The sequence below is a fragment of the Epilithonimonas lactis genome (assembly GCF_900110605.1).
GTDB lineage: Bacteria > Bacteroidota > Bacteroidia > Flavobacteriales > Weeksellaceae > Epilithonimonas > Epilithonimonas lactis.
In genome coordinates, this window is the sequence record NZ_FOFI01000006.1 from 18887 (window position 1) to 42000 (window position 23114).

21 protein-coding genes are annotated in these 23114 nt (G+C 34.1%); 15 read left to right on the forward strand and 6 right to left on the reverse strand.

Annotated features, from left to right (window positions below; all coding sequences use genetic code 11):
- Positions 1-12 precede the first annotated feature (12 nt).
- The 15 genes from BMW39_RS17365 (at position 13) to BMW39_RS17435 (ending at position 16754) form a co-directional block, all read left to right on the forward strand.
- A complete protein-coding gene (locus BMW39_RS17365) occupies positions 13-960 on the forward strand; it encodes a hypothetical protein (protein WP_034978941.1) in 948 nt (315 codons plus the stop codon).
- Positions 961-992: 32 nt separating this feature from the next.
- Positions 993-1910 carry a TssN family type VI secretion system protein gene (locus tag BMW39_RS17370; RefSeq protein ID WP_034978940.1) on the forward strand — a complete coding sequence of 306 codons (918 nt, stop codon included), beginning with the start codon at positions 993-995 and terminating at the stop codon, positions 1908-1910.
- Complete coding sequence (locus tag BMW39_RS17375) at positions 1907-3052, forward strand: hypothetical protein (RefSeq protein WP_034978938.1); 1146 nt, start codon at positions 1907-1909, stop codon at positions 3050-3052. Before BMW39_RS17370 ends, BMW39_RS17375 begins: the two co-directional genes overlap by 4 nt.
- A gap of 201 nt (positions 3053-3253) precedes the next feature.
- Entirely contained in the window at positions 3254-4288 is a 1035-nt protein-coding gene (locus tag BMW39_RS17380) for a LysM peptidoglycan-binding domain-containing protein (protein ID WP_034978936.1), read from the forward strand.
- Positions 4281-4997, forward strand: a complete 717-nt coding sequence (locus BMW39_RS19110; protein ID WP_083391958.1) for a DUF4280 domain-containing protein — start codon at positions 4281-4283, stop codon at positions 4995-4997. Before BMW39_RS17380 ends, BMW39_RS19110 begins: the two co-directional genes overlap by 8 nt.
- Positions 4998-5011: 14 nt before the next feature.
- On the forward strand, positions 5012-7333 hold the full coding sequence (locus tag BMW39_RS17390; RefSeq protein WP_034978934.1) for a peptidoglycan DD-metalloendopeptidase family protein: 2322 nt from the start codon (positions 5012-5014) through the stop codon (positions 7331-7333).
- Positions 7330-8709, forward strand: a complete 1380-nt coding sequence (locus BMW39_RS17395) for a tetratricopeptide repeat protein (protein ID WP_034978932.1) — start codon at positions 7330-7332, stop codon at positions 8707-8709. The genes BMW39_RS17390 and BMW39_RS17395 overlap by 4 nt, the downstream gene beginning before the upstream one ends.
- On the forward strand, positions 8693-9925 hold the full coding sequence (locus BMW39_RS17400; RefSeq protein ID WP_034978931.1) for an SH3 domain-containing protein: 1233 nt from the start codon (positions 8693-8695) through the stop codon (positions 9923-9925). Before BMW39_RS17395 ends, BMW39_RS17400 begins: the two co-directional genes overlap by 17 nt.
- 90 nt (positions 9926-10015) lie before the next feature.
- Positions 10016-11215 carry a hypothetical protein gene (locus BMW39_RS17405; RefSeq protein ID WP_034978929.1) on the forward strand — a complete coding sequence of 400 codons (1200 nt, stop codon included), beginning with the start codon at positions 10016-10018 and terminating at the stop codon, positions 11213-11215.
- 137 nt (positions 11216-11352) lie between these two features.
- Positions 11353-12423: a hypothetical protein gene (locus BMW39_RS17410; RefSeq protein ID WP_034978926.1), complete on the forward strand. Its 1071-nt coding sequence runs from the start codon at positions 11353-11355 to the stop codon at positions 12421-12423.
- 83 nt (positions 12424-12506) lie between these two features.
- Positions 12507-13580, forward strand: coding sequence for a hypothetical protein (locus BMW39_RS17415; protein WP_034978924.1), 1074 nt, complete (start codon positions 12507-12509; stop codon positions 13578-13580).
- Positions 13581-13648: 68 nt separating this feature from the next.
- Positions 13649-14866 carry a hypothetical protein gene (locus BMW39_RS17420; protein ID WP_034978922.1) on the forward strand — a complete coding sequence of 406 codons (1218 nt, stop codon included), beginning with the start codon at positions 13649-13651 and terminating at the stop codon, positions 14864-14866.
- A gap of 206 nt (positions 14867-15072) precedes the next feature.
- Positions 15073-15525, forward strand: coding sequence for a putative periplasmic lipoprotein (locus tag BMW39_RS17425; protein WP_034978919.1), 453 nt, complete (start codon positions 15073-15075; stop codon positions 15523-15525).
- A gap of 74 nt (positions 15526-15599) precedes the next feature.
- Positions 15600-16052, forward strand: coding sequence for a hypothetical protein (locus tag BMW39_RS17430; RefSeq protein WP_034978917.1), 453 nt, complete (start codon positions 15600-15602; stop codon positions 16050-16052).
- A 60-nt stretch (positions 16053-16112) separates the two neighbouring features.
- Positions 16113-16754, forward strand: coding sequence for a hypothetical protein (locus BMW39_RS17435; protein ID WP_131474368.1), 642 nt, complete (start codon positions 16113-16115; stop codon positions 16752-16754).
- Positions 16755-16820: 66 nt separating this feature from the next.
- Here the strand turns inward: BMW39_RS17435 and tssD are convergent, their stop codons facing one another.
- The 6 genes from tssD to BMW39_RS17465 form a co-directional block, all read right to left on the reverse strand.
- A complete protein-coding gene (gene tssD / locus BMW39_RS17440; RefSeq protein ID WP_034978912.1) occupies positions 16821-17228 on the reverse strand; it encodes a type VI secretion system tube protein TssD in 408 nt (135 codons plus the stop codon).
- 147 nt (positions 17229-17375) lie between these two features.
- Positions 17376-17819: a hypothetical protein gene (locus BMW39_RS17445; protein WP_074719380.1), complete on the reverse strand. Its 444-nt coding sequence runs from the start codon at positions 17817-17819 to the stop codon at positions 17376-17378.
- Between the two features lie 73 nt (positions 17820-17892).
- Positions 17893-19257 (reverse strand): DUF5458 family protein, encoded by a 1365-nt coding sequence (locus BMW39_RS17450; protein WP_034978908.1) that lies wholly within the window; start codon positions 19255-19257, stop codon positions 17893-17895.
- Positions 19258-19269: 12 nt separating this feature from the next.
- Entirely contained in the window at positions 19270-19716 is a 447-nt protein-coding gene (locus BMW39_RS17455; protein ID WP_034979003.1) for a type VI secretion system contractile sheath small subunit, read from the reverse strand.
- 71 nt (positions 19717-19787) lie between these two features.
- The gene (tssR, locus tag BMW39_RS17460; RefSeq protein ID WP_034978906.1) at positions 19788-22163 is read right to left on the reverse strand and encodes a type VI secretion system protein TssR domain-containing protein; all 2376 of its coding nucleotides are present in this window, start codon (positions 22161-22163) and stop codon (positions 19788-19790) included.
- Between the two features lie 18 nt (positions 22164-22181).
- Positions 22182-23102 carry a PKD domain-containing protein gene (locus BMW39_RS17465; protein ID WP_034978904.1) on the reverse strand — a complete coding sequence of 307 codons (921 nt, stop codon included), beginning with the start codon at positions 23100-23102 and terminating at the stop codon, positions 22182-22184.
- Positions 23103-23114: the final 12 nt, after the last annotated feature.

Below are 23114 nucleotides of genomic sequence, written 5' to 3' on the forward strand. Positions count from 1 at the left end.
AAAATTGAAAGCATGGCGAACGAAACCCACCACATCTCCGAATTGAAATATAATAAGTTGGGCACCGATTTCAAAATTGAATCTGTGGCAGCCAATCTACTGAAATATTACAACAGCAGTTCCAGCATATTTATCAGAAGGATCGGGATCAATGACCGGCCTTATCTGAAAGATATCAAGAACATCTACTCCACTTATTATGGTTTGGACAATGAGACCATCATCATGGAAACCTACCGCGAGAGTATCTACGACTATTTGCCAGAAGGACTTTTTCATCCGCCATCTTTAGGAACCGCTTCCAAACGCGGCGTGGAAAGTGTGGTGAAGGAGATCCGCAAACAAAAGGAAGTAGAGGAAAATGCAAGGAACTTTTTCCAGCCCTTTGAGCAGGAATTTTTTCACACCGAAGTATCTGCTTTACTTAAGGAAACAGAGTTCGATATTGCAGACCAATCTGATACTCTGATAAAAATTTTCAAAGAGTTGTGGCCTCTGCTGGAAAAAGTGGATCTGGAAACAGCAAAGGTTTTTTTTCACATCCTTCCGTTCTTGCACGAAGTGCGGGGTAACAAACGTTGGATAGAAAGATTCATGACCGCGTTTTTGAATGTAAAAGTAGAAATCGATTTTGTTCCAAATACCATAGACAAGCACGATGACGAATCGGGAATCACATCTTTGGGAAATTCCAAACTGGGAATCACTTTCATTCCAAACGGAAAACACATGGATGGCGAAAGAAACTGGCAAGTTACCATTGGTCCGATTCCATACGACCAAATTCACAAATATGTTGCTGGAACTCCTTTCCGCGAACTACTTCAAAACATTTATGATTACCTGATGCCAATCACAGTGAAAATAGAAGAAAAATTCATTACAGAAAAAAAAGAGAATTCTTTTGTCATTAATACAACAGAAAACACCAATCGCTTGGGATATTCCACTTATATTTAATATATTTAACAAACAAAAACTAAAAACTGAATATGGAAATAGGTTCTGTCAAAGGAATTTTCTTGAGGTATCTTTTGATGCCGCTCATTGCGGGAATTTTGGTATTCATCTTGGCCATGATTCGCAGAAGCAAGCCTGCAATCAAAATAAAACATATTATTTTTTATGTTCTATTATCAGGCCTTTGTCTCTCTCTGCCAGGATTTTTAGGATTTTCCGGCAATCTGTTCAATCCTTACTGGTACTTATTTTCGCAGTTGATCTATCTTGGTCTTGGTATCATTCATGTTAATCTTTTGCATTATTATTTCAGAAAACATATTGACAAACTTTGGATGAGCATTCTCTTCGAAGCTATCCTGAGTATCACTTGTATTCTTTTTGGCGGATTTCTTTTTACTCTAATATTCAATTGGATGAGTAAGGATCTCGGGAACGAATATATGGCAGCAACAAGTCTGGTCATCTTCATTGTTCCGCTGATCTTCTACTATTGTTATGTTCAATTCATCAGCATTCCATTTGATATCTATAAAACTTGGCGTTTCGACCCAGATAAGAAACCGCACAATTTCCAAGGCGTCGATTTTGATAAATTGATGGTCCTGAATGTTGAACTCAGCAAAAACTCAGAGGACCAGCAAAGATTCATCGTGAAGGCCAAAACGCTTGCTACAGGCATTACTTTTGGAGATTGGTTTCACAGAGTTGTGGACGATTACAACCACAAAAACCCCAATGCGACCATCAAATTAATGGATTCTGGGGACGAGCCTTACTATTGGATCTTCTACATCAAGCGTTCATTTTTTAGCATCAGAAAATATATCGATTTCGAACAGGACATTATAACCAACAATATTACCGAAAACCAAACCGTCATCTGCAAACGCGTGATCAGACATCAGGAAGAAGGTAATATCGCAAACCAAATAAGTACAACATTATGATACAGCCAATAAAACATTTTGCCGTAAACTGGGTAGATGGGATGAAGATCTCCAAGGATCATCTTGTGCAGCAGGAAGACTTTATGATAGATTCTATCCGGGATTCCAATTCCATTCAGATCAATTCTTTTAATTTTGGTTTGCTTCCTATCACAGAGAAATTTGGGGACAAGACCATCTATGAACTTCAAAGTACCGCAACCAATGATGCACAGCTGACCATCAAAAAATGTACAGCCGTCACTTTGGCAGGTTACCGCATCGAGTTGTTCGACCACAAAGTGAATATCCGAAATCTAGCGAAAAACATGTCGCAGGACAAGGAAGAAGTGGATGGGGAATTTTACATTTTGGCTTCTGTCAATCCATTTGACCACGTTTCTTTTGGAGACATAGATGCAGATGAGATCCCGCCAAGACATCCATTCACAAAGCCCAATTACAGGATTGAATTGGTAGATGTTTCCATCTTAAACAGCAGTTACTCTGGAGGAAATTATTTGGTTCTCGGCAAAGTAGCGATGAAGTCTGGGATGGCACAGATCGATGCTAATTTTATCCCACCTTGCAGCTCGATAGAAAGTCATCCGAAATTGGTAGAGTATTACAACAACTACTCCAATTCTCTGGGCAATCTTCGACAATATGCCTTCAAGATCATTCAGAAAACAGCACACAAAAATCAGAATATTTCGCTGGCTGACAATGTGAAAACGCTTTGTAAGACCATCATCAAACATATTGGCGAGAACTATTTCCAATTCAAAAATGTGGTGACGGAGCAACCGCCCATCTTTTTGATCAACATTTTCTCCAAACTCGCGCTTCAACTTTATAACGATACGCAAATGATGATCCAGTCCGAGTTGGAAGAGATGCTGAACTACAGTTTGGAATGGAGCGAGATCACACCACACTCACTACTGAATCAGCTGACCAATACAGCAGAGATCAATTACGACCATCACAATACAGGCGAATATTTTTTCAATATCAATCAAATGTTGAAGAGTCTGGAATTGATCTTTGGAAAGCTAAGCGAATTGGATTACATCGGACAAAGAAAAGAAAACATCATTGTGAATGAGCAAGAGATCATTTCCAATAATGACCCTAAGAAAGGATGGAGCGTGATCGATTAACATCAAAATAAAATAACGCAAATAAGTAACACAAACATAGAGCCCAAAGATAAAGTCTTCGGGCTTTTTTTATCGGAATGATAATATAATCGTAGAATTACTACACTTTTCAAATAAGTGCATTCACCAAGAATTTCATTGGGATTTCTTTATTAAATTTATAATATGTAAAAAATACCCTTCTCTCAAATCTTCAAAATTATGGACGAAAACATTCTGACCTATGATGTAAAATCCGGAGATACTCTTGAAAAAATTGGAGATAAAATCGGCATGACCGGCGAGCAGCTCATGGATTTCCATAATAGCCATTGCGAAAGGATGGAAAAGCTTTGGTTCAATAATCTGGTGGGCGTAAAACAGATCATCGTTCCAAAAGAGTACAAAAGTCCCGAGGCGCTGAGAGAAGAGAGAGAAAAAGAACTTCCGCCGTCCAGTGTTACAAGAGATTTTTACGCAAAATCCTATTCTGTGAAAGAAATTTTTTCCAATTTTTCGGGAGATGATCTGGAATTGGATTATAAAGTTGATATTCATTTTAAATCGAAAAAAGAGATTACCAGTCCAGATGAGATCGTGGATGTGCGTTGTCATGACTTCAAGAAAAACGGCATCAGACCAGATGATAAGATGAGCACCATTTCTATCGCTAGCATGGAAAGCATCTACCCTATTTCGTTCATCATTCCTTTTCAAGGTAAGATCTCTGGAATCTATGAGTTTGAAAAATTACAGAAAACCTTTGAAGCAAAAAGGCCAGATCTGGAAGATTTTTTAGTTGGAGAAGTTTACCGATCTTATCTGGATAAGTTTCATGAAAGTTTGGGAAATCAAGATCATATTTTACGGCAATTATCCTCGTCTCTACTCTATCAGATCATTTTCCCCAAAATGGAATGGTTTCATAAACTCGATATTTGGACGGAGGGATTCTATTTCTTACAAAATTCGTTTTTATTAAAATGCTCAATGCGCGCGCAGTACAACCACGAAGGTGACCAAGTTGTAGAGACTTTGCTAAATGGGACGCTTCAAGAAACTTTCAGTCTTCAGGAAATTCTACGCGGAATATCATTTGATGAAGAGCCCGAGGAATTGGCAGATGGCGAGATCGAACTCCGTTACATTACAGACAAAAAGAGTAAGAAAATGATTGAGGCCGCAGCTTCTGTAACCTTTAGGAATGATGATGAGCTTTACCGAAAACAAACACTAAAACTGACACAAGATGAATAAAAATATCAACAAAAATAATTTCTCTGATGAAAACGAAGAATTGACCGAACCTGATTTTGAAACCTTAGAAAATGATGAAGAATCTTCATATAACAATGACTTCGAAGATGTATCGATAGACGAAGGACAGGACACGATGGAAGAAGAGACTTCACAGCCAGAGGGAAGTGAAGAATCAACTGACGAAAACGAAAGTAAAACAGAGGAAGATAAGCAAAGTGAAAGCAGCGGCAGCGAACATGATGGTAAATACTTCGTCGTTCAAAAAGGAATGGTTTGCTGTGACAAAGGCGCAAAGTTTCCAAACTTCAAAGTGACAAGCCATCAAAAACATTATTGGAATGACGAGAAAGGTGAAGCTGATTATTTGGCTGTTACGGAAGATGACCTCACTTTCAATCCTGCTGCAATGCCATTCGGAACCTGCAGTGTAAAAAATGGAAATCCCTGCGCCTATGCTCCCGCCGGAAAATGGACAAAGACCTATGAGAAAGTAAAAGTAATGGGCAAAAGTGCCGTGACAGAAATCTCAGAACTGATGTGTGCCACAGGCGGAAAAATCACAGTCATGAAACATGGCCAGCAAAGCGAAGCTGGAAAAAGTAATGTAAATAATGCAAATTCCCAGGAACAGCAGGCTTATAATCCTATTGTGGATTTTGAGGAGTTTCAGGAGGAAATGAATCCGGATAGTTTTGAGGTAGAATAGAAAAAAGACAAATTATGAATATCATAAAAGGAAATCCAAGCCCAAAGGCAGAAGAAAAAAATTTCTATGAAATTAGTTCAATGTTTGAATTTGGAACTTCTCCATTTGTAAAACAGCCGGTAGAAAAATATATCTGGACATTATTTAAAAAGGATAAAACACTTGGCTGGAAACAAGTTTCAAATAATATAAAATATGGTGAAAAAGTACCTTATACTTTTGGCGAAAAAGTGGTAGGAATCCCATATAAAATCGAGGTGCACAAGGAAGGGAAAAACTTACTGAATGTGACTGAAAAAAAGTTAATTGCAGATTTAATAGTAACTCCTAAAAGTTTTAAAGAACCAGTAATTGGCAGGGTCATATTGTTGAATCGTGGAAACGCCAATATCAATAAAGCAAAATTCAATGAAAGCTTGAGTGCTGAAGCAAGGACATCCAATTTGTTTGGAAAAGAAATAACATTCTACCTTTGGGAAGAAGGAGCTTCAGAATCTGAAAAATATAAGAAACCAAAAACGGCACGAGTTGACAAAAATGGAATAGCAAAAGTGCAGTTCAGTTTGATGGATTATGCTACGCAACCAACGATAATTGATTTTTTCTCTTCTTCAAAATCTACAAAAAAATTCTTTGTAACCGCAATATACGGCATGAAGGAAGTTACAAATAGAGGTGCTGTAGAAGTAAGCAACGAAAAAAGCCCATCCCAACAAACGAGCAAACCTTCAGAGGGTACAGTGACATCTTTGGTTCGAAAAAGTGCCGAGATTATAGCAGAAGGTTTGGGAAATATTTCGGATTATTTTTCGGAAAAAGCAAAGACATTGGCGAGTGTGAATAAAACTGAATTAGAGCAGAGAGATAATAAAGGAAATTGTATTCCTTGCCAAATAGGATTAACTGTTCAAGATTTAGATAAATTCATGAAGGCAACTCCGCATGGTTCAATTTTAAATACAGCACCCTTTAACACCAGAATTCCAGCATATATATCATATCTTAATCAGTATATGATAGAATTCGAGATAAATAAAAATTGTTATCGAAGAGCAAATTTTTTGGGACAGGTGGCGAAAGAGACTAAATTTTGGAGTTACAAGGAAGATTTCGTTTATAATTCGAGTGTGCTTAAAAGTAAGTTTAGTAGTTTTAAAACGGAACAAGGAGGGAGACATGCTGATTCATGGGGCTATCTAAAAAATAAATCAGAAGTCACAAAAGAAAGAGAAATTAAAATAGCAAATTGGGCTTACTCTAGGGGAAGCAAAGCTGTAGATTTAGGAAATAAAATTTGTCCAGAGAATGATTTGACAAATCCGGAACAAGATGGTTATAAGTATAGAGGAAGAGGACTAATTCAATTAACAGGAAGAAATAATTACACTAATTTTCAATCTTGGTTTAATGATAATAGAACAAAGCTTAAATTACCAGATGTAGATTTTATTTCTAATCCTGATTTAGTTTTTGAACCTCAATATATTGTTTTGTCTGCAATTTATTTTTGGATTAAAAATGGACTGAACGACATTGCCGATGCTGGAGTTTCTAAAGAGACTGTACAAAAAATAAGCGATAAGATTAATTCTGGAGAAAAACAGGTAAAAAAAGATATGAGGTATGATTATGTAAGATCTGCTCATTCTATGTTAAGTGAAAAGGCAAAAGATTGCCCTTTGAAAACAAATTACAAAACGCCGTCTGGTAAATGGCATGATCCTGTTGATAATCCTCAGTTATGTTTATACTCTCAAGGTGGAGGCTCAAAAAAGCCATGGCACGGTTCATTTGGACCTACTATTAGAGATGGCGTAAGTGTACATACAGGCATGGATTTATTTGCAAAACCAGGGACTAATGTGTATGCCTGTGTAAAAGGTCAAGTAGTAAGAAGTGAAATTAATACTTCAATGTTTGGAGAAATGATTGTTATAAAAGTCATAGATGACAAAACTATAAAAGCGAGAAGAAAGAATCCTTTCACACTAAAGTATGCTCATAAGTCAGAAATAGAATCACAGAATTTTGATCATGATGGAACATTTTATCTTGTTTACGCTCACTTAAAAGAAAGAAGAGTAGCAATAGATGATATTGTAGATGCTGGCAAAGTTATTGGATTGACTGGAACATCTGGAAACAGGGGCGTTCCATTTTCAACAAAAAACCCACATTTACATTTTGAGATAATGAACGTAGAGAGACAAGCAGGACTAAATAATAAATGTAATCCTGGTGTGTATCTAACTTATAAAGATGAAGATGATTTAACTGCTACAGATATTGCACAACAAGAAGAAGCAAGAACAACTCCTAAATTCTGGAAACAATGAGAAATATTAATTTAGCTATTATATTAGTTTTTTTTGGATTACTATTAAATTGTCACAACACCAATTCAAAAGAAAAAAATTCACCGAACACATCAAAAGAGAGTAAAACTACAGAGATTTTTCATTATTTAAAACCAAGTAATAAACCTACCGAACCACAGTATAAAACTTTGTACAATGGCTATTCTCTTGCAATAAACTCAAATTCTTCTGGTCAAGCCCTCGTTTTTGACAAAGGAGGATTTGAAACAACAAAAATTTTAAATTTTTTTTATGAAACTCCTGAGATTGTTTTCCATCTTTATAAGTCCAATCTTGATAATATAATTGTTCTGATTGAAGGACGAGATTACTATGGTAGTAATTTAGGAATCTATTATATTGAAAAAAACACCAACAAAATCGTTGAAATTGATGATACCATAACTTATGAGCAAGATGATGCCGAAACTAAAGGTTTTAAATTTCCGAAGGCAGAAATAACAAAAAATGATGGTAGTTTAAAATGTAAAATTTACCTAGGAAATAAATTTTTGTTTGAAAAAAAATATGATATCTCTTCCAGTGAAGAAAAAACTATATCGAAAAAAAATGAACTAAAAAAACAAACTCTTAATGAACACAGTAAAATAACAACTCAAAGTATCTCTTTAGACTTAGACTCAGATGGACATAAGGAGAACTTTGTAATTAATTTTAATGATGGAACTATAAAGGGAAATAAAAATTCGGAGAGAGAAATTTTTTTTGATAAAAAATCTCTAATTATTCAGAAAGAGTTTGAGGACAATAATCCTCACGATCTTATTAATTATAAATACTATCTTAATGAATTGAACAATTCTGTAATTCTGGAGAAAGTGGAATTTAAAAAAGAAACGTCTGTTGAAAACGTTGATCTATGCAAATTAAACTACACTTATTTTCCTAAAGACAAAATCTACCTTTCCCAAGTAGATTTTTTTAACACGCAATTTTTACATGAATTGGTGAGAGATATCAACCTCAAAGAAGCAATTGAAATTACAACGAAAACAAATCAAAAATATAATTGTACGTCACCGCTAAGCACGAAAGAATTAGATTTTCTTATAGAAAAAAGTGTTTTGGACAATAATTCTGTTAATAGTTACAATAATCTTGCATATTATCTGGAACAAAATAAACAGTATCGGGAATCAGTTTTCTTGCTTAAAAATATTCTAGGAAAATATCCCACTCGCGTAGTTTCCTGGATCAATTATGGTGATTCTTTATGGGGAATGAATGATAAACTACAGGCTAAAGAGGCATATAAGAAATACATATCTTTAATGAAAAGCCAAAACAAAGATTCATCAAAAATTCCTAAGAGAGTTTATGACAGGATTCAATAAGAGAAAGGAGAACTTTTTAACAAGAATAGCAGTAGAAAATTTACCTGCATCTATTAAAATGAAATATTTATTTACATTTAGCCTTGCGACAACTTTATCTATTACATCTTGTAACGGACAGGATGATAAAAAAATAAATTCAAATGTAAAGGATTCTTTAAAAAATGCACCCTACAGCATATCAAAAGAAGGAGATGGAATAACGTTTAATTATGACACGCTCTCTGCGGAATATATTGCCCTAGCAAACAAAAGTTTAATAAATAGGTCATACAAATTCCCTACAGATAAAACCTTCGAAACTAAGATCAAAGACATATTTGAGTTTGACATTACTCAATATAAAAATAAAATTGTTGTGCTGAATCCTTCAATGTTTCCGAACATTGCCATAAAAGAAAAAAACTTTATACTCATAGAAGATCCGGACTTCGACAGCAAAGAGAAAATCAACACAGATCTCCTATTTTATTATAACAATTATCTTTTCAATAATGATAGAATTGCATACAACTATTTAAAACTAAACCAATCCATATTATTAAAAGACCTGGTGCGATTATTCGGTTACAATAAGGATAAAGAATTAGTGAAATTTGCGTTTGACGGATTCGATTTTAATAATGAGATCTCTTTTCATGACCTAATTTTTTCGTACAACACTGCTGATAAAAAATTTTACATCAGAAAAGAGATTTTTGATGATATCGAAAACATAATTTTTGGAGGTGAAACTGAGGATCTCTCTTATGCAAAGGATGGTATTGGTTACAATAGAGTAAGTAACATCATTGATAAAATATCCGAAAATAAAATGCAATACTTTCAACCAGAAGAAACAATCGCCTATCTATATGATAAACAATTGAGAATTGGTATCACTGGGAGTATTGAAGAAACCTTAAATAAAAATAGTATTTATAAAAAAAATTTACAAAAGAATAATTTTTATGGGTTTGAAAGATTGAGAGACTATGCTGAAACAATTCACCAACCCTCAGCTGAAATCGTTAATAAAGTTATGAGTTTCAAAATTTACGACAACGATGGATTTTCAAATTTACGAAAGGAAAAAACCGCCACTTCAGAAATTGTACAAAAAATAAAATCTGGTGAGAGTGTGGATGTTTTAGATAATTCTGGAGATTGGTTCCTTGTGAAAACAAAAGAAGGAAAGGAAGGATATTTACATAAAAGCCGTATAAAATCAAATTAAAAATAATATAATTTGAAAGGATATTATCATTACAAGAACTGACACTTTAGAAGATGTAGACTCCTCTTCAACAACTAGAAGTTAAATATTATGAAAAATGCACTAATAATATCATTGATAGTATTTCAATTATTTTCTTGTCAAAAAGATGACAAAAAATCAGCAAACATTGCATCTAATAATATAACTATGGAAGTACCTAAATGTTTATATCCCCAACTTAAAGCAGGTTACTCTGCTGAAAAAAGTGAAACAGATTATCCTAATTATGAATATAAAATATCGGATTTAGACTGTTCAATTCCTCTATTAGAAAGGGAATTACAAAAAAAATCGTTTAAATTTTTGTCCCCAGAAGATTTTTCGACTAAGGTTTATGAAATTTTCCACAGGAAAATAGATTATGGTAAGACTACAAAATACCTCTATGTTGATGGTAATAACGCATGTAATAAAGAAATTATCTATAATAAAAATTCTGATGATGAAATGGTTCCTCAATCCTATTATTTAGTAAAAAACAAAAGTTTTATTACCGAATTATTGTCTATCCCTGAAATTATTGATTATCAAAAAGAATTTCCAGAATCTCTAAAGTATGAAGAAGAGCAGGTCAATAAAAATCAAGGTGATGTGAAAATCACAAAATGGAGTGAAGATAACAATCTTGCACAAATCAGGAATAATAATATAGAGAAACTTGTTAATCGAAATTTGTTTTTATTTAATAATAAAAATGAGCAATTAACCTGGCTTTTATCTAATGATGAAAGTTTCCTAGAGATGCTTTGTAAAATCTATGGTTATGATTATAATGATAAAATAAACCAACATTTCATAAAAAAAAATATAGTAAATAACAGTATTGATCGAAATATCAATTTCTTTTTCAACGAGAGTTGTGATGAAAAGCTTGTTATTCATGAGAATTTTATTAATTCATTCAACAATACACTCCAGATTTCCAAAAAATCCAGCGATGCTATAATATTGAAAAACATTGCTTCGCGCGTAATGAGTAGTCCTGAATATGAAAAATTTTCGAAAGAAGATAAGGTAATGTTAGTTAGCTACTTAGCAAACGTTTTTGATCCTCTTTTTAAGACCTATCATAATGATAACACAGATTGGGGAACTCTTACAATCTTAGCAGATGCTAAAGATTATTATGATGCAGAATGGAACGAAGTCACTTCTATAATTGTTAAAAATAATTATTATAACCTTCCTAATCTTAAAATGTCATTAGATTATGCAAACCAATTTGACTCTGTGGGTGCTCCTGATTGATGCAAATAGAATCTGAATTAATAAATCTTATAAAAAATTACATCCTTCAACTATTGTTTTTTTTTTAAGATGCTAATAAAAAACAAAGTAAATATTTTCTCCAACTGCAGAATAAAGATGAAGAATCAAAAAAAAACATGTTTACAATTCTAAAAAATATTGTATTACTACTATTTTTAATAACTTTTATAAGTTGTAGTTCTCAAGATAAAAAATATATCGATTCTGAGACTATAATTGATAAAAGTCAAAATAATAGTTTGTATACATCCAAAGTATTAGATGGATTATTCGAAATTAAAAATGGTACCTATAAAGACATCGGAGGTACTAATTATGAAAAATATTCATTACTGGAAATAGGTATTGTTAATGATAAAAAAAACAAATCTATTTTATCGAAAAATATGAGAAGATACCTTCTATTATTTAATAGAAACATACTAAAAGATACTCTCAAAATAGACGAAGGCTTTGATTATTCAATATACCATGACAACAAAAATGATAAAGACAGGATATATGTAGGAAAATATAGCTCACAAACTGAATATTTTCAAGTGTTACAAGTTTATAAAATTAGTCAAAATATCAAAATAGAAAAATACAACTTGAGTATTGATACTTTTTGTCCGATTCCGAATGACTACATAAGTGATGATGATTCAAATTATAAATTTGGTATTGCCAAGGAGTCAAAAAAACAAGATGCCAAAATCGAAGCAAATGATTACTTATTATTCCAAAAAGAACTACTCTATCAATTCATACTTAACGATATCAACGAAAAGAATATTTTATCGGTCAATGCTAGAAGTAAAATTGAAAAAGTAGTTCACAATTATTACAATGCTAAAGATTTCAATACAACGGAATTTCATCAAAGAATTTTAAATGGAGCTACAACCAATAAAAAATATGTTGAATTATTACCCATATGGTTAAATTCGATTCAAACTTTAGATTTGGACGATGTAATTCCTCATGATGATGTTCCAAATTGGAGGTATCCATATGACGAAATTAATTCCTTTAAACCCGTCCTTTTATTTTACACTGATTTAGCAGATACTGACAAAACTTATAGTATTCCTTTTTATCATATGGCATTATATACCTCTTTAGTTTCATGGAAAAAGCGAAAATCTTTTTTTGAAGAAATAGAGCAAGTCAAAATAAAAATAAAAAGTGAAGTTATTCAGGATTGATAAAATTAATATTTCCATTAAATATAACATTTAAAATTCGAGAATTGACGCAGAAAACTTAATGACAGAAAAATTTGATAAAAATGGAAATACCATTAAATAAAATATTCTTCCTCTTGTTATTTTTAATTATAAGTTGTCATGGCGATGCGCAAGACAAAAGTAAAAGTCAACCAAAAAAAGAACAAGCAGAAGTTACGAGTTACAATTTCTTTAATAAAAAATATTTAGATGATTATCATATAACGATTGATGAGTCTAATCTTTCTGATCATCCTCTTTTCTCTTTTTTAGATTGTAAAAAAGAAGGATATTTTACTGTACATGCAGTTCCAACAGAAGATCACACGAAATATTATTGGGAAGAATCTTATCCCAAAAACTTGAAAGAATTTGAAGCAGAAAAAGAATATGTAAAAAATACAATGTCAGAAGACCCCTATGGTTATGAGTTTTTTGCATATTGGATTCCTTCAAAGTACATTAGCCGAAAAAATAATTGTACAAAAGAAAGCATTGTTATCGACAAAGATGCAGTTGCGAAAATTTTTAATTATGATAAAGAATCAAAAAGCTGGATATTTTTAAAAGATGTAAAATCTAATATCCTTCCACCATACAGAGAAAATAATTTTTTTGAAGATGAGTTTCCTTCATTTTTTAAGTTAAATAATGTAGAAAATCCGTATGAAAATTTTCTTTCAATTCTATTATACTCCTATAAGAAAGATGGGATAACTGCAGAAAATATCGTTTCTAATGATTCTAAAGCTTTTATTGAAAGTCATATTAGTAATTACATGCACAAAGAAGATTTCTATCGAGATTCATTTTCTAAAAGAGAATCAAAAATAATCGACAATACAATTTCAGCAGAAAGTATGAAGATATGGAATCTCTGTAATAGTAAACTTGATTTTTCAAACGATGCTTCAGAAAATGATTTGGAATCTGATTGGAGATATCCTTATAGTCAAATAAAATCTTTAAGCATAATTTATAACCTTTATACTGATTCTAGCTATGGAGACTCTTTTGAAGGCAGAACTCTTCCCCAGCAAATGGCTTTGTACATGTACTTTTTGCCATGGAAAGAGAGAGAAAAAGTTTACAAAGAAATAGATGCTTTGAAAAAACAATTAAGGTTCTACAAGTGATCCAAATTGGGTTAAACCTTCAGTAATAAAAAGACTGTGTGCATTACATTTAATTTGAAAATATAATCATGAAAAAGTTATTTTTCCTTTTATCGCTGTTCATTATTTTCAGTTGTAAAAAAACATCTTCATTGGAGAATAGTGCGAGTAATCAAAATTCTAGTAATGAATATCTATTCGATTATCACAAAGATCGTTTGGATACAGATGATAAAGCTATGGAAAATAGCACTTCTTATCAACTTGAAGATTACATCATCCCAATCTCTAAAAGCGATTTTGTCAAGGATTCTCTTTTGTATAAGAACGATGTCTCGAATAATAAATCTGCCTTTGAGTATCCCACTCTAAACACTTCTTTTGGTAAAGTAAAATTCGCAGCTGATAAGAACACGAGTTCAGATTCTTATGTTGATTATTCTTATCTTGGTTTCAATCAAAAAAATAATTTCCATGTCATCAATATCAGACTCTATGAAGGGGAAAGAGCTTTACTTATGAATGATAAAAGCTATAAATACACTATCTTGGATGGCATTCCCTTGTTCTCAAATAATGCAGAAGACGCATTAGTTTATAAAGATCAGGACGGATTATCTTCATATTTAGCTTTTTATAAAATAGAAGATGGCTCTTTAAATAAGTATTTGTCTTTATCATCGGATGAAAACATTATAGATAGTGCGGTCTGGGATCATGAAAATAATGCAGTTATTAAGTTGAGAAACCTAAGCGATGGATCCACTAAATATTACAAAATAGATAGTAAAGGCTTAAATTCCCATCCTCAAAATTCTTCCTCAATTACTAGCTTTACTCCAAAAAATTATGAAATTTTAGCCAAAGCAGAGCATGATTGGAATGGCGATAAAATTAAAGATATCGTAATTGTTTATGATTCTATCCCTGCTGGAAAATGGGAAGGTATGGGAAAAAGACCTTTATTAGCTTTAAAGGGTGTTGGGAACAATCAATATCAATTTTGGTTCAGAAATGATGAAGCAATACCTTGTAGAAATTGCTCTGGAAACGCCGATCCCACATTTGAAATTAATCAAAAAGATGGATTTTTAAAATATTCTGACATCTCATTAATTTCATCAACTGTAAAAACCATAGAATATATATTTGATAATAGTTTAAACTTTTATCTGGTCAATATTGATATTGAAGATTCTTCAAATCAGCCAATAAAAAATCGTTTTACGAAAAAAGAACTGGGCAACATTCATCTAAAATCAATTAATATCAAAAATCTTGAAAATAAATTGATCAACTCCGATTGAGATGATGTTGTAATAGTATTCCTTTTTATCATATGGCATTATACACCTCTTTAGTTTCATGGAAAAAGTGCAAATCTTTTTTGGAGAAATATAGCAAGTTAAAGTAAAAATAAAAAGGGAAGTTATTCAAGATTGATAAAATTATTTATCACGTGCAAAGGACAAGATGATAAACCGACAAAGTAAAACTTCAAATTAAAAATACCATGAAAAAAATCCTTATCTACATCCCTATAATTTTCTTTTTTTCTGGTTGCAAAAAAAATAATTCCGCAAAAACTATTTTTAATGATCAAAAAACAATTGCTCCAAAGAATGCGAAGAATGACATATCTAAAATCAAAAATGATTCTTGGAACGGGATTTATTATTTCGAAGCATCAAACAGAGATAATGTAAAAACAATTTTTGATATTACTATTTTTTCATTAGAAAACATTTCGTTAGCTGTGACTGAGGAAGGGATGAAGAATAATTACTCTAGTCTAAAAGCAGCAAAAATTGACAATGAAAAAATTAGAATAGATTATGATCCTTCTTCTGATGGCATGGGAACAATCTACATTGAAAAATCTGATGATAGGTTTTACATTTCTGGAAATCCAATATACTTTATCAATCCAGGAAATAACGAAATGCCTCTAAAGAAAATAAAATAGTTGGCGCGTGATCCCACTGAAACAACAAAAGATCATCAAGATTAAAAATACACAAGAATATAATTTAAACTAATATGAAAAAAACGAATTTAATCATCACCATTTTCTTTATTGTATTTACATGTTTATCATGCAAAAATACATCAAAGAAAGAAGCAGGTACAATCGAAAACAAGATTGAAAAGTCATCTGAGATCCCATCAAAATATTTTGGAACTTTCAGCGCCAGCGTTGAAACTGAAGCAACAACAACTGGAATGGCTTCCATATCTTACTATTTTACGATCAACGAAAAGGGAGCGAATTTGGAAACCAACACATATCATGAGGCGATCAGATGTAATGGGAAATATCAAGGAAAAATGAACAACAATATCCTTGAATTATTTTACATCGGAACTGAAGACAATTGTGGAAATGAGGTTTCCAATTTTAACATCAAAAATGAAGGAGATAAATTTTATATTCAAGGTTTAGGCGGTGAAGGTACTTTTGATTTATGGCTGGAACTTAAGAAAACAAAGTAGAATTACCTATTGAGATGGTTATAAGGATGGTCACTTATTGGATCACTAAAAATATTAATTATGACAAATAGAGTGATTTGCTATATTAGTTTATGTTTTTTCATGCTGCTTTCCTGTAAAAAAAGCACAGATGATAAGTCGTCTTATTTCTCAAAGGAAGACAAAAGAGCAGATACTTTGGAAGTCATATATCATCATAATAAGAAAATCAAAGAACTGTTTCTCTCGCAATATGAAAATGAGAAAAATGTAAGATTATTCTTTTCTGAAAATGGAAAAATAGAGAAGAAAGTCTTAAATTTCAATAGTTACCCTGAAGATCATTATGAGTACAATCAAAACGGAAAACTCATCCATCAATGGAGACAAGGCAATATTGGCGGCTGTATTGCGATAATTGATAGAGAGATCTTTTGGGATGGAAAAGAAAATATCACCAAAGAGATCATTCATAAAAGTATAGGAAACAGATGTAGTGAGAAAATTTTACTGCAAGAGATCAAAGAATATTTTCCAGGCACAAAAAAAGTTAGATCTTTGAGCAACACCCATGAAAGCTACGAAGGAAGTGCTGAATGTCCTTGTGGAATTTGGAAAGAATATGATAAGGATCAAAGAGTAATTGGTCAAACCAAATATGTAGATTGCAGTGATACGAATACTTTTTGTGAAGATGGAAATATTGATAATGAAAACTATTAAAAAAGATCCTGATGAAAATAAATTCATCAGGATCTTTTATAAAATTTGGTGTAGGATAATTGTAAATTATTTTGCACCTGGCCAGATTCCGTCATATGCCGAATTACCATATTCAATCTTCTCTGCGCTGATCACAAAGCTTACGAACATATTGTCCTCGTTCAAAGCGTCATAATCTACTTCATGCTGGATCACGTAGCCATTGTCCCATTTCAACGTGGTCAATGTTCCTTCTTCGTGAGATTTGTTGAAGGTCACTTCACCATTTGTCGGTTTGTATTTTCCGTTCAGTAAGCTTTCCAAGATCCCGGAATCTTCAGTTGCCTCCACGGTGATCTTGATTAGCGCATTAGAAGGGTCTGATGCTACTCTACCTGATACGTCGGTGTTTCTAGATACACCATAATTAAGTTTTAGGATCTTTTGTTCTGTTCCGCCGTTGAATTTTAAAACAGCTCTTGAATTGTTTGCCATGATTTCTAAATTTAAAATATTAATATTAAGTGATTTGTTTTCTTGTTTTTAATATACCAAAGATAGAACCACCAACTTGGAATCTCTATAGTAGAATTACTACACTTTCCCAAATATCAGAAATACAATTTATTCAAATTCAAATAATTATAATGTCGGTGCGGCAGGCAAGGCTTGAAATGACACATCAAATTCTGTGATCAAAAGCTTGTATGACCTTGGAGCCATCAGATAAATGGTCGTAGAATCAGTCTTTCCTTTACTGATCTTCAGATCATAGTCAGAAATTATTCTAATAGGAAAACTAAGACTATCGCTCGTCTTTTTGGTGATCTTTCCATCTTTAATTTTGTAGATGTACACCAGTTTATTGTTGATCTTCGGAGTGCTGACCAACTCGGTCTTATCACTTTTGATGACGAGCAAACTCTTTTCATTCGCTTCTTCGGCGGTCAAGATTCTTTTCTGCTGCTCGTTTCTTTCGTTTCTGAATAGATCCAAAGAATAATGATCCGGACGCTCATAATCCTTCTTGCAGGAAAGCGGCAAGGAAAGGATGATCATTAAGATGTAAAAGCTAAATATTCTCATCTGGACTGTTTTAATAAAAAAGGGAATCCGCAAATCACGTTGCAAATTCCCTCTGTCATATTTAATAATAAAATTATTCTTGTTGGTACTCAGCGTCCCATTCGTTTCCATCGTCTCCTTTGTGTCCATCCAGTTTGATTACAAAACTTTTGGTAGGGAAATATGGTGTCATTCTGATATCCAGCCAAACGCGGTCCTTGTTCACTTTGTCCTGCTCAAACCTAACGATTTTGAATTTCTCGATTAGTTTATCTGGACCTTTGATGCCATCAAGGAAGGTAACGATCTGTCTTCTTAGATCATCTTCATTTCTTGGATTCCAGTTCTCAAATGCTCTTCTATTAAGGAAATCAAGCAAAACTTTCGTCACATAGTCGAAAACTCGAACCACAGAATAAGTTTGCAATCCAATATTATCTCCCGTGAACAGCGTCTTGGCAGAGAATGCCATGATCTTTCCATACTCATTGACCATCGGCACCAATCCCATTTTTTCGAGCTGTGAGATTTCACTTTTCTTAAGGTCGAATTTCACGGCATCCACTTCGTTGATATTTCCGTGTTTCTTACCTGCAGCCACCTGCGACATCAATGTTTTGTAGATTTTCCCAGCCATGGATGTAGATGGCGGAAGATCCACATTTTCCTCCTCACCTACTTCTTCGGCTCGCCCACGTCCTACCAGCCAGTTGGTGGTCATGATCACATTACTTCTGTGAAGCTCGCCACCAGTCAGATTTGCAGAGTGGAAAAGATCTACGACATCATCAGGCTTATCGAGGTTTGCAAAATCCGTCACGAGCATTACTTTGTTCTCGTTACAGATCTTCGCCCATTTTTCTACCACTTTGTTGGATCCCAAATAACCTGGAATCGCAAGGATAGAATAATTGTCTCTCAGATCCAGTCTATCATAATTTTGTTTGAATTCATCTGCGATAGCATCGATGAAAAGTGGATTGTCCAGGTCTTTCATTTGTTCCAAGGAAGCATTCACGATACTCACATTATCCACTTTGTCGAGTTCTGTATTTTTGAAGAACTGCGCCATCGTACGATAGGCCGTTTCCAGCTGACGAATTTCCGAAAGACTATTCTTAAGATTTGTTTTAAGGTTTTTCTCAGCCGAGATTGCTTTGTTCTTGCACGTTTCCGCCATTTCTTCTGCTGTTGCATTATTTTCCAATAATGAGATCCAGAGATTCAGCTTTTGGGCAAGATCTTTTCTTTCGGTCTGCTTGTTGGAATCGTTCAGGAAGATCTCTTTACGGGCCTTTCGTGTAGGATTCATATTGGCAATGCCATCTACAACAGTTTCGATGAAATTGAAGCCGCCAACTTTGTTCAGGTCATTAATTGCTGAGCCTGAGCCTTGTCGGTGGTCTTGCTGTTGTTGTCGAGCTTGCTGGTTTTGCTGTGCTTGTGGTTTATTATCCATAGTTTATGTTTTTTATTTTTCTAATTCTCCTGCAACTTCTTTCAACACTTCTATCAAGGCATCTTTGGTCTGCGGATTTTCGAGAATATTTTTAAGGATCTTATTATTCTTCAACTGTCGCAATATCTTGTTGTACTGCTCCTGCTCTATGCTCAGGGTTTTCAGATATTCTGAGTTTTGCGTTAGATTTTTCGGTGTGAAATCTCCCAGTTGCTGGAATCTGAATTCTTCATCCACATAAGTTCCATCTTCGGTCTCGTGTTGCATGGAGATCGAAGGTTGAAAGTGTTTGAACACATCATCTACGGATTTCAAACCTTTTATAATTTCTGGGATGAAAGGCTCATCCGCCGTCAGTTGACCTACAATTAGAGATCTGTTCTCTTGGATTTCTTGGATCGCTTCGTTGGCGTCAACTTTTACTTCGTTTCCCCCAACACCATAATTAAACATTGCCATATTATCTATTTTTTGTGATTGATTACTTGATTTGTTACTAAAATATTTTAGGATCTTATTAAAAGAAAACATTACAGAGATTCTACTGGTTGTGTGGTCGGCATAAAGTATCTATTAAGCCAATAAAGTTTTTCGCCATTCTGATCGATGATGATCTTGGGATTACTTTTGTTATCCAGCAATCTGTCTGCCAATGTTTTATATTGTTTGAAATAATTTTTTACCATTTCGTTTGATATGACCTTTGGCTGTTTCCATCCACTTAATTTGAATTTGGAAAGCGTCTCCTCGGACGAGTTGTCAAATCCTGTACTTATAGCTACCGAATACGCCATAGATTGGCTTCTCAGCTTAGATTTCTCAAATTTCCCGTCGCCTGAATAATGTTTTTTTAACACAGACAAATAATTGTTGACCGCCGAGCTCTGGCTGAAAGTTGGACTGAAACTCTGTGTCTCTTTATAAACTTCCTGATAGAATGCTCTCAGCTTATCATATTCGGTTTCCGAGAGGAGAATTCCCTTTTCAACTGCAGGATAATTCTCTTTGATGTCATCCGTATAAACACCTTTGGTAAGGAAAGGATTGTTGTACGTCAACAATTGCGACGCAGATTCTTTCGGAATGATCGTCGGTGCATCTGCAAATTGATTGCGGAAATCTGGTCTCAAGGTTGTCTTTGAACTTCCAACTGCGGATTTGAAATAATTGGTTAAAGAGGTATTGACATTCTTATTATAATCCATGACCTGGACCAATAAACTATCCAGCGATTTCACAAGCAAATTACTGGAATTGACTTCGCCTTTTTTAGGATAGACCACAAAACCCTGCGACATACTTGCTTTTGGATAGTCTAAAGAATACATTCCTTCCTCTCCCATTACCAAGTTATAATTATTCTTGTCCATGATCATCTTTTGGTCGACAATCTTTTCTTTATCCAATTCCGCAATATTCCTTGCTGTGCTTGTCAGCACATTTTCTGAATAAAGTACAAAGTTGTTATAATAATCAGATGAGCCCGATGCAGACTGGAAAAATAGCATTCTCGCTTTCCCAAGTGTCAGGTTTCGCATCGCAGCACTCAGACCGCCATAACTTGTAGCAGTAGAACCGACAACGACCACAATATTGGTCTCATCTGGGACTTTGCTTATCATTTCACCACTCGCTTCCAATGCATCCAGCAACGGTTGTGCTCCAGAACCGCTACAGTTCTGATTGGAAGTTTGAAGGTCGATGAAGGCGTTGATCTCATCAAAATTATTACTTAATGATGATGGTAGAACGTCTTCTCCGCAAGTATTGTTTTTGTAAAGGACGACACCATATTTTATATTTCTAAAATATTTCAACTGGTCCAATTTCAGCTGGATATCCTGAAAAACAGATTTGGCAAGTGCTGAGTTTTGCATGTTGTCCCTGCTAATATCCACCGTGAAAACGATATTCAGATTTTTACTTCTATTGGTGATTTCCTTAAATCTATCGTAGTAGATAGGCTGACCCAAAACATTATAGACAAAATTCTTGCTGTAATCCAAAGCATTGGTGAAGAATTTCGCTTTATGAGATTGGTCCAGTGCTCCCGGCGTGATGGATACAAGGTTTTCTACCGCGGTCCTGTTTGCCGCGTCGGAAAGTGTAAATTTGGTTTCGGTAACACTTCCGTCAGGTGATTGTTTCGATATCGCCGAACTATTTTCTGTGGTATAATTAAAATCTGAGGCGATCTTCAAAGCGCTTCTCTCACCCCAATTTGCGATCATATTGGAGCTCACCCAGCCGTAGATATCTTTTGAGATACTGTCCAATTTCAAAGATGGCGATTTCCCGATCAGGAATCGATTGTTGGATTCTGATTGTTTGTAGATGTAAACCATTTGGCCAACTGGCAATTTCTTGTTCGTAGGTTTCGTAAGATCTGGCGATGCAAAGATCAGAACAGAATCATTTTTCAGATATCTTGCGCCATCCTTCAAAACATCGGAATTATTGGGCGACAATACCGCTTTTACATTAAAACCATTATCACTTCTCTTCAATGAGTTGGTCCAGAGCAACAATTGGTCTTTGGGGATCCAGCCGTAAGTTTTCACGGATTTGGATGGTATTTTTTTCATCAAAGCGTCAGGCTCATATTGAGCCACTTTGATCAGATTTTTTGAACGATTTTCCTTAACAACCAAAAGTGGTTCCAGGAATTTGATCTCTTTCGGAGATTTCTCATCGCCTTTATCCATAAAAACCGAATTATTGGCGCGGTCGGAGATCACGACCCAAGGTTCCGATTTCCTAGGATAACCATCACTCACTTTCACCTGATCCACATAACCATAAAAGTCTGATTTTGGTGTTTCTTCTGATGGAATCCTAACTTGACATGCGGACAATATATAGACAGCTCCTAAGACATAGATAGCATTAGCAAAGTTGTTTTTCATAATTTATTTTTTTAGTTTTTATTGCTTGCTTTGTTTTACCTCGACTTTGATCACACAGTTTTGATTGGTGTCCAAAGTTGTCTTCACTTCCTGGATACTGTTCTTCTTATCAAACTGCAAACCTGTACAGTAATAATAGAAAGAATTGTTCTTGTCATTCACATTGACAGAAATATTGTCCTTGCTGCACAGATAGGTATTTAGAAGATAGTTGTAATGCGTATTGAAACTATTGCCATCTGCAATCTGCTGAAGATGATATTTGAAATCATCATTGATCTTGCTATAAATGTCTGTTACCGTTGGTTCCGCAATCACCTCATCGTCCAATTCTTCATACGCTGGTAGAATCTTGATCATATGTTGGATAGGCTCCTGATCAATATCTGTGTATAAAGTGACGATGTAGTTTCCTGGATTTTTGAACGCATAGGTTGCCATCTTTTCTTTAGCATCGATATTTCCTGTTTCTCCAAATTTCCAAGTGAAATTCTTTGCATCTGGCGAGTTTGCCCGGAAGAAAACATTTTCCAATTGCATTGCCTGACTCGGTGCGTCGATTGTGCTTGCGATGACCTCTGTAGAAGCCATTTTGGAAACGCCTGAGGAAACCAAAACCGGGAAAGACTTGGTATATTTATTATCGATGATCACCGAAACCTGATAGTAGCCTGGTTTTTTGAAGAAGTGAACCCCTTTGTTCTTCTCTGAATTGAAACCGTCTCCAAAATCCCATTTCCTTGTTTTTCCGAAGGTCGTTTTGTCTTCAAAAGTGAGCGTATCGCCTACGTTGAGAGAGGTAGGATACACGGCCGCCACAATATCATCGGAACTATGGATGACTTTCCGCTGCAGCCACAAAATAATGATTGCTGCTAAAAGCAAAAGACTTATTACTGCAATAATAATATTCTTCTTGTTTTTTTGGATGTAGTTCATAATTAATTAGTT